Source organism: Rhodanobacter sp. Root561 (assembly GCF_001427365.1).
In the GTDB taxonomy this organism is placed as follows: domain Bacteria; phylum Pseudomonadota; class Gammaproteobacteria; order Xanthomonadales; family Rhodanobacteraceae; genus Rhodanobacter.
Window position 1 is genome coordinate 1,385,556 of sequence record NZ_LMGH01000001.1, and the last position, 13,380, is coordinate 1,398,935.

The following is a 13,380-nucleotide window of genomic DNA, read 5'->3' on the forward strand; positions in this document are numbered from 1 at the left end:
CGGGTGCATGGGCAAGGCCTATCCAGAAAAGCTGCTGATCTGCGAGCACTGCGACACGGTCTACCGCCGGCGCGTGCTGGAGCGTGGGGAAGTGGCGCGCTGTGCACTGTGTGCCGCGGAGCTGGAGCGGCACCATCTGCTGAGCGTGAACGCGATGCTGGCGCTGATCCTGACCGCGGCGATCGTGTTCGTGCAGGCCAACCTGTGGCCGATCGTGACCCTGGGCCTGAGCGGCCAGCACAGCAGCACCACCTTGTGGGGCGTGATCCTGGCGATGTGGCGCGAGCATTCGCAGATCGTCTCGGTGCTGGTGGCCGCCACGCTGTTCTTCTTCCCCCTGCTGAAGATGTCCCTGCTGGGCTGGCTGCTGTGGTTTGCCCGCGCCGGCCGCCGCGCGCCGGGTTTCGTGCCGCTGATGGTGATCCTGCACCGGCTGGGCCCGTGGACGATGAGCGAGGTGTTCGTGCTGGGTGCGCTGGTGGCGATCGTCAAGGCGCACACCTATTTCGAAGTCACCGCCGATCCGGGCATTTACGCCTACGCGGCCCTGACCCTGCTGATCACCATCTTCGCGGGCGTGGATCTGCGCCAGTTGTGGAACGAGAACCTGGAGTCGGCCGCATGAGCGCCTTGCCGCGCGCCGCCGAGCTGGGCCTGATCGCCTGCACGGTATGCGGGCTGGTGTGCCGCAACGTGCCGGGCGACGCGCAACTGGACGGCGACGGCGTGGACGATGCGATGGCCTGCCCGCGCTGCGCCAGCACGCTGCGCCGGCGCAAGCCGGACAGCTTCGCGCGGACCTGGGCGCTGCTGATCGCCGCGTTCCTGATGTACATCCCGGCCAACGTGCTGCCGATCATGCGCACCGCCAGCCTCAACGACATCGACGACAACACCATCATCAGCGGGGTGGTGGAGTTGTGGCGGGCCGGCTCGCCGAACCTGGCGGTGATCGTGTTCACCGCCAGCATCGTGGTGCCGGTGCTGAAGTTCCTCGCCCTCAGCGTGCTGCTGGTGAGCAGCCAGCAGGGCAGCGGCTGGGCCCGTCTGCAGCGTGCGAAGCTGTACCGGCTGGTCGAGCTGATCGGCTACTGGTCGATGCTGGACGTATTCGTGGTGGCGCTGCTGACGGCGCTGGTGCGCTTCAGCGTGTTGAGCCTGGTGGAACCGCTGCCGGGCGTGATCTTTTTCGGGCTGACCGTGGTGCTGACCATGTTTGCCTCGATGAGTTTTGACCCCCGCCTGATCTGGGACGGCAAGGATTCGGATGACTGACGACATGCAAACCCAACCGGTACCGCCAGACGATGGCGACTTGCCGCGGCCGGTGGTGAAGCGGCGCCGCTTCAACGCCTCGCTGATCTGGCTGATTCCGGCGCTGGCGGCCCTGGTCGGCCTGTCGCTGGTGGTCAGCAATTGGCTGCAGGCGGGCCCGCACGTGGTGATCAGCTTCCAGAGCGCCGAAGGGCTGGAAGCGGGCAAGACGCCGGTGAAGTACAAGAACGTGGTGATCGGACGGGTCAACAAGATCCACCTCAGCAGCGACCGCAGCCACGTGCTGGTGAACGTGGCGCTGGAGAAGAGCGCCGAGGGTTTCGCCACCGCCGACACGCGGTTCTGGGTCGTGCGTCCGCGCATCGGGCTGGGCGGCGTGTCCGGCATCGACACCTTGCTGTCCGGCGCGTTCATCGGTGCCGACGTGGGCGACTCCACCGAGTACAAGGACGACTTCAAGGGCCTGGAGATTCCGCCGCCGGTGACCCATGGCGCGCCCGGTCGGAGTTTCGTCCTGCACAGCGACGACCTGGGTTCGCTCGACATCGGCTCGCCGATCTATTACCGGCGCATCCAGGTGGGGCGGGTGGTGTCCTACCAGCTGGACAAGGACGGCAAGGGCGTCTCGCTGCAGATCTTCGTCGATGGGCCGAATGACCGCTTTGTCACCCGTTCCTCGCGCTTCTGGAATGCCAGCGGCGTGGATGTATCGCTGGGCGCGAACGGACTGACCCTCAATACCCAGTCGCTGGCCACCGTGCTGGCCGGCGGCGTGGCCTTCCAGGACCCGCCCGGCCCTCACGACGGCACGCCGGCGCCGGAAGACAACGCCTTCAAGCTGTTCGGCGACCAGGCCACCGCGATGGCGCCGCCGGATGGCACGCCGCACTACATTCGCATGCGCTTCGAGCAGTCGGTGCGCGGCCTGGCGGTCGATGCGCCGGTGGAGTTCCTCGGCATCAACATCGGCAAGGTGGTGTCGGTGCGGCTGGATTACGACGAGCAGAAGCAGCGCTTCCCGGTGGTGGTGGGCGCGGTGATCTATCCGCAACGGCTCGGTGCCGCCTACGACAAGCTGGAGGCGCTGGCGCAGCAGCGGGGGGAGAATCCCGACCTTTCGCAGATGATCGGCCGGCTGGTCGACCACGGCCTGCGCGCCCAGGCGCGCACCGGCAACCTGCTCACCGGGCAGTTGTATGTGGCGCTGGACTTCGTGCCGAAGACACCGAAGGTGGCGTTCGACCCGAGCGCGAAACCGCTGACCCTGCCGACCGTGCCGGGCAGCTTCGACAAGCTGCAGGAGCAGCTGGCCGAGATCGTCGACAAGCTCGACAAGATCCCGTTCGACAGCATCGGCAAGAACCTGGATCAGACCCTGGCCGGCCTCAACACCACGATCAGGAAGGTCAACGGCGAGACGCTGCCGGCGGTGACGGACACCTTGCACGGCGTGCAGCAGACCATGGGCACGGCCAACGATGCGCTGGCCAGTGATTCGCCGCTGCAGCAGAACCTGGGCGCCACGCTGGAACAGGTGCAGCGCATGGCGCGTTCGCTGCGCGTGCTGACCGACTACCTGGGCGGCCATCCGGAGTCGCTGATCCGCGGCCGTCGTCCGGACCCGGCGCCGTCGACTCCGAAAACCACCGCACCGAAAACCGCCGCGCCGGCGCCGCAGCCGGCCTCAGGGAGCAAGCCATGATCCGTCGCGTCACGCAGGTTTCAGCCACGCTGGCGGCGGCCCTGCTGCTGGCCGCCTGCGCTTCCGCACCTCTGCATTACTACACCCTGGTGGCGCCGGCCGATGCGGGCGCGCCGACCCCGGCCGCCGGGTCGCTGCCGTTCGAGCTGTTGCCGGTGGGTATCCCGGCCCAGGTCGACCAGCCGCAGCTGGTGGTGCGCGAGGGCGCCGAAGGCATGGCCGTGCTTGGCAGCGAACGCTGGATCGCGCCACTGGGCGACGAAGTGCGCAGTGCGCTGGCCGCCGACCTGGCGCGCGAGCTGCACAGCCAGGACGTCAGCGGCCTGCCGGCCGGCAGTCAGCCGCTGCTGCGGATCAAGCTGGACCTGCGCCGGTTCGATTCGCAACCCGGCGGCCAGGCACTGATCGAAGGCGCGTGGAGCGTGCGCCTGCTGCACGGCGCGCAAGCGGCCACGCTGTCGTGCACCAGCCTGGTCAGCGAGCCGGTGGGGCCGGGCTATCCGGCCCTGGTTCAAGGTCACCAGCGGGCGATCGCCCGCATCGCGGCGCAGATCGCCGCGGCCGGGCGTGCGCTGGGCGCGGGGCAGGCCGCCGCGTGCCCGCAGGAATAGCGTTCCGGCTTGGCGGCCGGCCCGCGCTGGGCTAGTCTGACCAGTTCCCTCGGGCCGGCTTTCGCCGGTCCGCATCAATCGCATATGGCAGCATGATCATGCAGGACACCCAAGCCCCGACCACCCCCGAGCAGGACGAAACCGGCTATCGCCCGCGGGCCGTGGAGGCCGCCGCCCAGCACTACTGGACCGCGCAGCGCGCGTACGAGGTGGTCGAGGACGACACGCGGCCGAAGTTCTACTGCCTGTCGATGCTGCCGTACCCGTCCGGCGCGCTGCACATGGGCCACGTGCGCAACTACACCATTGGCGACGTGATCAGCCGTTACCAGCGCATGCAGGGCAAGAACGTGCTGCAGCCGATGGGCTGGGACGCGTTCGGCCTGCCCGCCGAGAACGCCGCGATCAAGAACAGGACCGCGCCGGCCAAATGGACCTACGCCAACATCGACCACATGCGCAGCCAGCTGAAGTCGCTGGGTTACGCGATCGACTGGACCCGCGAGTTCGCCACCTGCCGGCCGGACTATTACCGCTGGGAACAGCTGATGTTCACCCGCCTGCTGAAGAAGGGCATGGCGTACCGCAAGAACGCGGTGGTGAACTGGGACCCGATCGACCAGACCGTGCTGGCCAACGAGCAGGTGGTCGACGGCCGCGGCTGGCGCTCGGGCGCCGTGGTGGAGAAGCGCGAGATCCCGCAGTGGTTCCTGAAGATCACCGACTACGCGCCCGAATTGCTCGATGGCCTGGACACGCTGCCGGGCTGGCCCGATGCGGTGAAGACCATGCAGCGCAACTGGCTGGGTCGCAGCGAGGGCCTGGAAATCCGCTTCGACGTCAATGACGACGAGGCGCCGGTCGAACCGATCACGGTGTTCACCACCCGGCCGGACACGCTGATGGGCGTGACCTTCTTGTCGATCGCGGCCGAGCATCCGCTGGCCCAGTACGCGGCGCTGGCGCGTCCGGCGCTGGCCGAGTTCATCTTTGGCCTGCGCCAGGGCGGCGTCTCCGAAGCCGAGCTGGAGACGCAGGAAAAGCGCGGCATGGACACCGGTCTGCGCGCGGTGCATCCGATCACCGGCGACGCCTTGCCGGTGTACGTGGCGAACTTCGTGCTGATGAACTACGGCACCGGCGCGGTGATGGCGGTGCCCGGCCACGACCAGCGCGACTGGGAATTCGCCAAGCGCTACAGCCTGCCGATCAGGATGGTGGTGGTCGACCGCAGCGTGCTCGACGCGGTGCGCGAAATCGGCCACGACCTGTCCCTTGGCGTCGGCGCCGATCCGATGCGCGCGGCGCTCGGCGGCGGCGATACCGACGCCTACGATACGAAGTCCGCGGTGCAGGTCATCGAGGATTTCGAGCAGCGGGTGATGGAGCAGTGCGCCTTCACCGAGCGCGGCATCCTGGTGAATTCCGGCGAGTACGACGGGCTCGACTTCCAGCAGGCGCTGGAAGCACTGGCCAGGCGCTTCGAGGCCGAGGGCCGTGGCCAGCGCCGGGTCAACTTCCGCCTGCGCGACTGGGGCGTCAGCCGCCAGCGCTACTGGGGTTGCCCGATCCCGGTGATCTACTGCCCGAAGTGCGAGGCGGTGCCGGTGCCGGAAGACCAGCTGCCGGTGGTGCTGCCCGAGGACGTCGCGTTCTCCGGCGTGCAGTCGCCGATCAAGGCCGATCCGGAGTGGCGCAAGACCACCTGCCCGCAGTGCGGCGGCCCGGCCGAACGCGAGACCGACACCTTCGACACCTTCATGGAGTCGAGCTGGTACTACGCGCGCTACACCAGCCCCGGCGCGAATGCGCAGATCGACGAACGCGCCAACTACTGGCTGCCGGTCGACCAGTATGTCGGCGGCATCGAACACGCGATCATGCACCTGCTGTACTTCCGCTTCTATCACAAGCTGCTGCGCGACGCGGGCATGGTGCATTCGGACGAACCGGCGCAGAACCTGCTGTGCCAGGGCATGGTGATCGCCGAGACGTTCTACCGCGACAACGCCGACGGCTCGAAGGACTGGATCAATCCGGCCGATGTCGAGATCCAGCGTGACGACAAGGCGCGCGTGATCGGTGCGGTACTCAAGGCCGATGGTGAGCCGGTGAAGATCGGTGGCACCGAGAAGATGTCGAAGTCGAAGAACAACGGCATCGACCCGCAGACCATGGTGGACAAGTACGGCGCCGACACCGTGCGCCTGTTCTCGATGTTCGCCGCGCCGCCGGAACAGTCGCTGGAATGGAGCGAGGCCGGCGTCGAAGGCATGGCCCGGTTCCTCAAGCGGCTGTGGCGCGAAGTGGCTACGCACGCGGCAGGACCCGATCATGCGGTGACTGATCCGGCCAGCCTGGACGCAGGCCAGAAAGCCTTGCGTCGCCAATTGCACGAGACCATCCAGAAAGTCAGTGACGACTTCGGTCGCCGCCACGCGTTCAACACCGCGATCGCGGCGCTGATGGAACTGCTCAATGCGCTGGGCAAGTTCAACGACCAGAGTGACCAGGGCCGCGCCGTGCGCCACGAGGCGCTCGAGGCGATGGTGCTGCTGCTGAACCCGGTGGTGCCGCACGTCAGCCACGCGCTGTGGCAGGTGCTGGGCCACCCCGAAAGCGTGCTGGAAGACCAGCCATGGCCGCAGGTCGATCAGGCCGCGCTGGTGCGCGACACGCTGACGCTGGCGGTGCAGGTCAACGGCAAATTGCGCGCTACCATCGAGGTCGCCGCCGGCGCCTCGAAGGAAGACGCCGAGGCCATGGCGCTGGCGCAGCCGCAGGTGGCCCATTTCCTGGAAGGCCTGAGCGTGCGCAAGGTGATCGTGGTGCCCGGCAAGATCGTCAACATCGTCGCAGGATGAACTTCATGAAAACCGCTCGCCTGTTCCAGCTCGTGTCGCTGCTGGCCACCACGCTGGCGCTGTCCGCCTGCGGCTTCCACCTGCGCGAGAACGCGAACCTGCCCGCGCAGATGCAGCGCATGCACGTCACCGTCAATGGCGGCGGCGAGCTCGAGCGCCGGCTGACCCGTGCGCTGGAAACCTCGGACGTCACGATCGAGGACGCCGCCGGCCCGGGCATCGCCGAGCTGCACGTGCCGACGGCACGGTTCAGCACCGAGACGCTGAGCGCCGGCGGTTACGTGCGGATCACCGAGTACGCGGTGCGCTACCACGTCGAGTTCGACGTGACCGATGCGGACGGCCATCCGCTGCTGCCGGTCCAGCGCATCGACATGTCGCGCGAGTACAGCTACGACGCCAGCAATACCGTCGGCAACGAATCGCAGGTGCAGGAGCTGCAGCGCAGCCTCAATGACGACATGGTGCAGGCGATCCTGTTCCGCCTGCAGGCGGCCAGCAAGCACCAGCTGGCCGAGCCGGCCAGCGCCGCCAGCACGCGCTGATGCCGCTCAACCCCGGTCAATGGCAGAAGGCGCTGGCGGGCGACAGCCTGCAGCCGGTCTACCTGCTGGCCGGCGAGCAACTGCTGGTGCTCGAAGCTGCCGACGCCCTGCGCGCGCAGGCGCGCCGGCTCGGCTACAGCGAGCGCGAGGTGCTCGAGGTTGGCCAGCATTTCGACTGGAACGACCTGGCCCGTTCCGGCGCGGCGATGTCGCTGTTCGCCAGTCGGCGGCTGATCGATCTGCGCCTGCCCACCGGCCGCCCCGGCATCGAGGGCGCCAAGGCGATCACCGCGTTCTGCGCCGATCCGCCGCTGGACGTCACCTTGCTGATCACCGCGATGGAGTGGAGCAACAAGCACGACGGCGCCTGGAGCAAGAAGCTCGACGCCAGCGGCACGATGGTGGTGTTCAACGCGCCGCGACCGAACGAATGGGCCAGCTGGATCACCGCACGGCTGGCCTCGCGCAAGCTGTCCGCCACGCCTGACGCGGTGGCCCTGCTGGCGGAGCGCGTCGAGGGCAATCTGCTGGCCGCCGCGCAGGAAATCGACAAGCTCGCGGTGCTGCACGGCGAAGGCCGCATCGATGCCGCCGAGATGGAGAACCTGGTCGCCGACAACGCCCGCTACGACGTGTTCAAGCTCACCGATGCGGCCTTCCTGGGTGACGGTGCCCGCGCGCTGCGCATCCTGGCCGGGCTGCGCTCGGAAGGCGACGAGCTGCTGGCGCTGATGGGCTGGCTGGTCAATCAGCTGCAGCTCGCCCTGCGCCTGGCCAATGCATCGGACCTGGCTGCCCAGTTCCGCGCCGAACACCTGTGGCAGGCGCGCGAGAACCTGTTCCGCCAGGCGCTGCGCCGCGCGCCCCGCGAACACTGGCTGCAATGCCTGGCGCGCGCCTCGCGCATCGACCGCATGGTCAAGGGGCGCGAGCAGGGCAATCCGTGGCAGGAGGCCGAACGGCTGATCGCCGCACTGGCGGAGCCGCGGGCAGCCAGGGCGCTGGCGTGACCCTCGCGATCTTCGGCGGCACCTTCGATCCGGTGCACCTGGGACATCTCAGCGTGGCGTGGGAAGCGGCCGAACTGCTCGACGCCGAGGTGCGCCTGATGCCGGCCAGCGTGCCGCCGCATCGCGACGCGCCGATGGCTTCGGCAGCGCAGCGGGTGGCGATCCTGTGCGCGGCGCTGCAGGGCCAGGCACGGCTCACCATGGACACGCGCGAGCTGGATCGCGCCGGCCCTTCGTACACCATCGACACCTTGCACGAGTTGCGCGCGGAGCAGGGCGAGCGGCCGCTGGTGCTGCTGGTCGGCGCCGATGCCTTCGCCAACCTGGCCAGTTGGCATCGCTGGCGCGAACTGTTCGCGGTGGCCCATGTCGGCGTGCTGAGCCGGCCCGGCGTATCGGCCACCTTGCCGGATGAACTGGAAGACGAGGTGGCGGGCAGGCGCGTCGTCGACACCGCGGATGTGCGCGGTGTGCCGGCCGGCAAGGTCATCGAACTGGCGGTGACGCCGCTGGAGATCTCCGCCACCCGCATCCGCGAGTTGCTGGCCGCCGGCCGCGACCCGCGTTACCTGCTGCCGGCCGGGCTGTTCGACGAACCCGCCTTGCTGGCTCCTTACCGGGCCTGATCTGCCCACACGCTGTTGCCGTCACCGTGGCGGCTGCGCCGTGACGCCGCACGTGCCAGCGAGGCGAAGCCCGCCGCCAGCGCCAGCGCGCCCAGGTCGATCGCCAGCAACGCGCCGTGACCGGCCGCGGCGCTGCGCCAGAACCACCAGCCGGTGACGAGGCCATGGGCCAGCGGAACCAGCGCGGTGACGATCGCCGCCAGCCACAACAGTTCCCGGGCAGCACGCAGGGGCGCGCGCCAAGCTGCCCAGGCCACGCACAGCGCCCAGCTGCCGAAGCAGATCCAGCGTTCCCCGGCATTGACACGCCAGCCCAGCGCGGGCAGCAGTTGCGCCGCCACGAAGGCCGCGGAGATCGCCACGCAGACGCCGAGGCATACGCCGACCGTGGCGCGCGCCAGGACGATCGAGGAGCGCCCCTGTTCGGCCTGCCGCCGCTTGCGCCGCGACTCGATCCACAACAGGTTGCCCGAATAGAACAAAAAGGCGCCGCCCAGGCCCAGCAGGAAGTACAGCCATCGCACCGCGACATTGCCGTAGTCGCCGAAGTGCAGCGCGTAGACCGCCGACAGCACGGCGTGGTTGGCGTCGCGCGAACCAGGCAGCTGGGTGGCCAGCACGGCGCCGCTGGTGGCATCCAGCGCCACCGCGCCGGCACCGAGTCCGCGCGGCGAGGTACCGGTGATCTCGACCACGGCATGGGCATCGCCGGCATGGGCGAGCTTCAGGTAGCCGGGCACGAAATCGGCGACGCCATGTTCCGCCGCCACCGCGATCGCGCGTGCATGCCAGTTCGCCAGCGGCGACAGCGGCCCGGAAACATCCGCCTTCTGCACGATCGGCGCGGTGTCCATCGCCGCGGCCGACGCGGCCATCAGCTTGCCGTCGTGGACCAGCGGATTCAGCGCCAGCATCAGCACGAACAGCAGGCACAGCAGCGCGCCGGTGACCGCGAACACGATGTGGAACGGCAGGCTCAGCACGCCGATCACGTTGTGTGCGTCCTGCCAGAAGCGCTTGAGGTTGCGCCCCGGGCGCAGCGCGAACAGATCCTTGAACAGCCGCGGCAGATGGATCACGAAACCCGACACCAGCGCGACGCCGTACAGCAGGCTGATCAGTCCCATGAGCCAGGTGCCGACCAGCGGCAGACCCAGCGTGTAATGCAGTTCGTTGACCAGCTCGGGCAGGCTGGCGCCCGGCGGGGTCGGGCTGCCGGCCAGCTGTTGCGGGGTGGCGAATTGCCAGACGCCTTGTGCGTCCTGCCAGTACGCGGTGGGCTCGGCCAGCTCGTAGCCGGGGAAGGTCATGCCCAGGTGTTCGCGTGCTTCCGGGTGGCGCGCCAGCACCTGGTCGAGCAGCTGTTGCGCATCATCCAGCGAGGCGGTGGCGGCAAGCTGCGGGCTGGCCCATTGCTGCAGCGAATGATGGAACACGGTGATCGCGCCGGCGTAGAACGCCACGAACAGCGCGAAGCCCGCCAGCATGCCCACCCACGAATGCAGGGTGGTGAAGGTGCGCAAGGTGGCCGGTTTCAATTTCATCGTGACATGCTCAGCCGACCCAACCCGATGCCTGCAGCAACCGCAGCAGGCTTAAGCCCGCCACGGCCGCGATGCCCAGGCAGAGCCACGCGCGCCGTCCGCTGGAGAACCGCAGCGCGGCGCAGACGATGCCGATCCACAGCGGGAAGAATGCCAGCAGGCCGACCATGATGGTCGATTCCCACCTGCCGGGCAGCAGCCAGCTGATCAGCCCGAGCAGCGCGGCGGCGAGGAAGAAACCCGGCACGATGCCGGCGCTGAGCCGCGCCCACATCAGCTCGCTTTCCTGCGGCGGCGGCTCATGCTTTGTCGTCCGCCGTGGTGTCGGCATCCGGGCTGCCGATGAACAGGGCCAGGTACGGTTGCGCGACCAGCACCAGCATCAGGTTGGCGAGCGTGGCGCCGAGGCCGGCGGCGATGCCGAACAACTGCGTCCAGGCAAGCAGGGATGCCAGCGCAAGCAGCGTGCCGATCAGCCGTGCGCCGCGCGGCCGGCCGCGCAGCACGCGCCACATGCAATGCGGCGAGCCGGCGTACAACGCGACGGCGGACAGTGCCGCCATCGCGAAGGCCACCACGCCGAGCCAGGCCGTCATGCGCTTACCAGCGGTAACGCGCGCTGGCGGTGACCGTGCGCTCGTAGCCGTAGTAGCACCACACGGCGCTGTTGCAGGCCGAAACGTAGGTCTTGTCGGTGAGGTTGCTGACGTTCAACTGCAGTCGCCAGCCACCGGTGTCGTAGTGCACGGCCGCGTCGAGCAGGGTGTACGACGGCGTCTTCCAGTCGTTGTAGATGTCGCCGTAGTGCTCGCCCACGTAACGCACGCCGCCGCCGAAACCGAGCCCGGCCAGGGTTCCGCCGACGATGGTGTAGTCGGCGCCCAGCGAGGCCTGCTGTTTCGGCAGCAGGGCGATCTGCCTGCCCAGCGAGGGCAGGTCGTTGCTGCGCGTCACTTCCGAATCGCTGTACGTGTAGTCGCCATACACGCTGAGGTTGCGGCCGATGTTCCAGCGGCCTTCCAGCTCCACGCCGCGCAGGCGCGTTTCACCCTGCTGCACCTGGTACAGCGTGTGATTCGGGTCGATCGTCAGCGAGTTCTGCTGGGTGATCTGGTAGACGGATGCGCTGAGCAGGCCGTTGCCGCCGGCCGGCTGGTATTTCAGGCCCGCTTCGTACTGGTCGCCGGTGGTCGGGCTGAACGCCTTGCCCGCGAAGTCGGTGCCCACGGTGGGCTGGAACGAATGCGACCACGAGACGTATGGCGCCAGGCCGCTGTCGAACAGGTAGTTGACGCCGACGCGGCCGGAGAATGCGTCGTCGGTCTGGCCCGTGGTGGTGCCGCCGAGCAGGTTGTCGGTGGCGGTTTTCACGTGATCCTGGCGACCGCCGACGGTGATGCCCCAGCGACCCAGCTTGATCTGGTCCTGCAGATAGACGCCCAATTGCGTTTGCGTCTGCAGCGTGTGGCTGGTGTACGCGGGCACCGTCACCGGGCTGCCGTAGACCGGGTCGAACACGTCCAGTCCGCCCACGTTGAAGTCGAACGCCGAGGCGTAGTCGTCCTTTGCGCGGCGATAGTCCACGCCGGCCAGCACGATGTGCTGCACGCTGCCTGCGTCGAAGGTGTACTGCAGGTTGTTGTCGACGCCGAAGGTCTTCGTGTGGTTCTCGTTCGGGAACAGGTAGCGCAGCAGGGTGCGACCGTCGCCGAGCAGGCCGAACGCGCCCACGTTGCCGCCGTTGTTGTCCACGTCGGCCTTGCCGTAGCGCAGGTTCTGGTTGAAGGCCAGGCCGCTGGCGAAGTCGTGGTGGAACTCGTAGCCGATCGAGGCCAGCGTCTTGTCGTAATCGTTCTGACCCGGCTCGCCGGTGAAGCGATGGCGCGGAATCCTGCCGTTGGGGCTGGGCAGCAGGGTGCCTTCGGCGGGCAGGAAGCCACCGCCGGACGCGGTCGCGGATTTCTGGAAGTGCGACAGCACGGTCAGCGAGGTGCTGTTGTCGGGCTTCCAGGTCAGCGCCGGCGCCAGGTAATAACGATCGTCCTTGATGTGGTCGACCATGGTGTCGCTGTTGCGGGCCAGGCCCGTGAGCCGGTACAGCAGCGTGCCGGAATCATTCAGCGGGCCGCCGAAGTCGAACGTGCCCTGGCGCAGGTCGAAGCTGCCGACTTCCACGCCCACCTCATGCAGCGGCTGTTCGGTCGGTCGCTTGCTGACCATGTTGACCATGCCGCCCGGCGGCATCGCGCCGTAGACGACGGACGAGGGGCCCTTCAGCACTTCCAGTCGCTCCAGCCCGTACGGTTCGATGCGGGTGATGCCGGTGCCCGAGCCTTCGGCCAGCGCCAAGCCATCCATGTAGCGCGCCGGGGTGAAGCCGCGCACCAGCAGCCAGTCGCTGCGCGAGTCGGGGCCGTAGCCGCCGCCCTGGGCGCCCGCGGTGTACCACACCGCTTCCTCGATGCCCTGGATGCCACGCAGGCTCATCTGCTCATCGGTGATCACCGACACCGACTGCGGGATCTCGATGATCGGCGTATCGGTCTTGGTCACCGAGTTGCTGTCCTTCGCGATCGGCGCGGTGACCTGCACGCCTTCCAGCGTGGTCGCGGCGTTCTGTTGCGCGTCGCCGCCGGTGTTCGTGGCGGCCGGTGTGTCGGCGGCATGGGCTGAGACGCCGAAGCTGACCAGCGTCGCCAGCCATGCCATGCGGATCGCGTGCGGCAGCGCGGAGCAGTGGCGCGGAGCGGTGCTCGCCACGGACGAAGAGGGGATCGATGACATCGGAAGCCTTGTGAGCAGGTTGGCGGGAAGCGGCTGCACGCGTCGAGGCGGGCCGGGATGTCGACCCGGTCGCCATCGCGCGATGGCTGTGTTCCTGCACCGGATGGCGACAGGCGCGCGTCGACCGCCACGCCATGCCAGGGAATCATCAGGTGAGAATGATTCTTATTGTAGGAGTGGCCGGCTTGCCCGGCAACCGATGCCGCGCCGTTGCCCCGCGGCGCAATGCCGCGGGGGTATGCCGAAGGTGGCCGAAAAGTGAGATTTTTTTATCCAGCATTGATCGGCGAGGTACCCGGTGCCTCCCTCTGTAACGCCATGGCGACGTCCCCCCGGTTTTGAGTAGCACGTCGGTTTGGAGTCCAATCCCCCATCCGAAGGAGATTGGACGTGAAGAAGCGGTTTACCGAAGAGCAGAT

At 68.2% G+C, this 13,380-nt stretch carries 12 protein-coding genes; 8 read left to right on the top strand and 4 right to left on the bottom strand.

The genetic code is table 11. From position 1 onward, the window contains the following. Positions 1 to 7: 7 nt before the first annotated feature. The 8 genes from ASD55_RS06030 (at position 8) to nadD (ending at position 8,633) form a co-directional block, all read left to right on the top strand. Positions 8 to 625, top strand: a complete 618-nt coding sequence (locus ASD55_RS06030; protein WP_056764340.1) for a paraquat-inducible protein A — start codon at positions 8 to 10, stop codon at positions 623 to 625. After that, a complete protein-coding gene (locus ASD55_RS06035; RefSeq protein WP_056764342.1) occupies positions 622 to 1,275 on the top strand; it encodes a paraquat-inducible protein A in 654 nt (217 codons plus the stop codon). The genes ASD55_RS06030 and ASD55_RS06035 overlap by 4 nt, the downstream gene beginning before the upstream one ends. Before the next feature lie 4 nt (positions 1,276 to 1,279). Beyond that, complete coding sequence (locus ASD55_RS06040; RefSeq protein ID WP_157598838.1) at positions 1,280 to 2,977, top strand: MlaD family protein; 1,698 nt, start codon at positions 1,280 to 1,282, stop codon at positions 2,975 to 2,977. After that, positions 2,974 to 3,588, top strand: coding sequence for a PqiC family protein (locus ASD55_RS06045; RefSeq protein ID WP_056715239.1), 615 nt, complete (start codon positions 2,974 to 2,976; stop codon positions 3,586 to 3,588). Before ASD55_RS06040 ends, ASD55_RS06045 begins: the two co-directional genes overlap by 4 nt. 98 nt (positions 3,589 to 3,686) lie before the next feature. Continuing rightward, positions 3,687 to 6,452, top strand: a complete 2,766-nt coding sequence (gene leuS / locus ASD55_RS06050) for a leucine--tRNA ligase (RefSeq protein WP_082542671.1) — start codon at positions 3,687 to 3,689, stop codon at positions 6,450 to 6,452. After that, complete coding sequence (lptE, locus tag ASD55_RS06055) at positions 6,449 to 6,997, top strand: LPS assembly lipoprotein LptE (RefSeq protein ID WP_056764346.1); 549 nt, start codon at positions 6,449 to 6,451, stop codon at positions 6,995 to 6,997. The genes leuS and lptE overlap by 4 nt, the downstream gene beginning before the upstream one ends. Beyond that, positions 6,997 to 8,007, top strand: a complete 1,011-nt coding sequence (gene holA, locus ASD55_RS06060) for a DNA polymerase III subunit delta (RefSeq protein ID WP_056764348.1) — start codon at positions 6,997 to 6,999, stop codon at positions 8,005 to 8,007. The genes lptE and holA overlap by 1 nt, the downstream gene beginning before the upstream one ends. Next, positions 8,004 to 8,633 (top strand): nicotinate-nucleotide adenylyltransferase, encoded by a 630-nt coding sequence (gene nadD / locus ASD55_RS06065; RefSeq protein WP_056764349.1) that lies wholly within the window; start codon positions 8,004 to 8,006, stop codon positions 8,631 to 8,633. Before holA ends, nadD begins: the two co-directional genes overlap by 4 nt. Here the strand turns inward: nadD and ASD55_RS06070 are convergent. Genes ASD55_RS06070 through ASD55_RS06085 form a run of 4 tightly spaced genes read right to left on the bottom strand, consistent with a single transcriptional unit; the run spans position 8,621 to position 12,961 of the window. Next, entirely contained in the window at positions 8,621 to 10,177 is a 1,557-nt protein-coding gene (locus ASD55_RS06070) for a PepSY-associated TM helix domain-containing protein (RefSeq protein WP_056764351.1), read from the bottom strand. The two genes, nadD and ASD55_RS06070, sit on opposite strands and share 13 nt — an antisense overlap. 10 nt (positions 10,178 to 10,187) lie before the next feature. After that, complete coding sequence (locus ASD55_RS06075) at positions 10,188 to 10,451, bottom strand: hypothetical protein (RefSeq protein WP_056764353.1); 264 nt, start codon at positions 10,449 to 10,451, stop codon at positions 10,188 to 10,190. Positions 10,452 to 10,476: 25 nt separating this feature from the next. Further along, a complete protein-coding gene (locus ASD55_RS06080; RefSeq protein ID WP_056764355.1) occupies positions 10,477 to 10,773 on the bottom strand; it encodes a hypothetical protein in 297 nt (98 codons plus the stop codon). Between the two features lie 4 nt (positions 10,774 to 10,777). Then, positions 10,778 to 12,961: a TonB-dependent siderophore receptor gene (locus ASD55_RS06085; RefSeq protein ID WP_056764357.1), complete on the bottom strand. Its 2,184-nt coding sequence runs from the start codon at positions 12,959 to 12,961 to the stop codon at positions 10,778 to 10,780. Positions 12,962 to 13,380: the final 419 nt, after the last annotated feature.

Coding starts and splice junctions, on each gene's coding strand:
- ASD55_RS06080 (WP_056764355.1), bottom strand. CDS start 10,773: ATGACGGCCTGGCTCGGCGTGGTGGCCTTCGCGATGGCGGCACTGTCC.
- ASD55_RS06085 (WP_056764357.1), bottom strand. CDS start 12,961: ATGTCATCGATCCCCTCTTCGTCCGTGGCGAGCACCGCTCCGCGCCAC.
- ASD55_RS06075 (WP_056764353.1), bottom strand. CDS start 10,451: ATGTGGGCGCGGCTCAGCGCCGGCATCGTGCCGGGTTTCTTCCTCGCC.
- ASD55_RS06070 (WP_056764351.1), bottom strand. CDS start 10,177: ATGAAATTGAAACCGGCCACCTTGCGCACCTTCACCACCCTGCATTCG.
- ASD55_RS06040 (WP_157598838.1), top strand. CDS start 1,280: ATGCAAACCCAACCGGTACCGCCAGACGATGGCGACTTGCCGCGGCCG.
- ASD55_RS06045 (WP_056715239.1), top strand. CDS start 2,974: ATGATCCGTCGCGTCACGCAGGTTTCAGCCACGCTGGCGGCGGCCCTG.
- lptE (WP_056764346.1), top strand. CDS start 6,449: ATGAACTTCATGAAAACCGCTCGCCTGTTCCAGCTCGTGTCGCTGCTG.
- leuS (WP_082542671.1), top strand. CDS start 3,687: ATGCAGGACACCCAAGCCCCGACCACCCCCGAGCAGGACGAAACCGGC.
- holA (WP_056764348.1), top strand. CDS start 6,997: ATGCCGCTCAACCCCGGTCAATGGCAGAAGGCGCTGGCGGGCGACAGC.
- ASD55_RS06035 (WP_056764342.1), top strand. CDS start 622: ATGAGCGCCTTGCCGCGCGCCGCCGAGCTGGGCCTGATCGCCTGCACG.
- ASD55_RS06030 (WP_056764340.1), top strand. CDS start 8: ATGGGCAAGGCCTATCCAGAAAAGCTGCTGATCTGCGAGCACTGCGAC.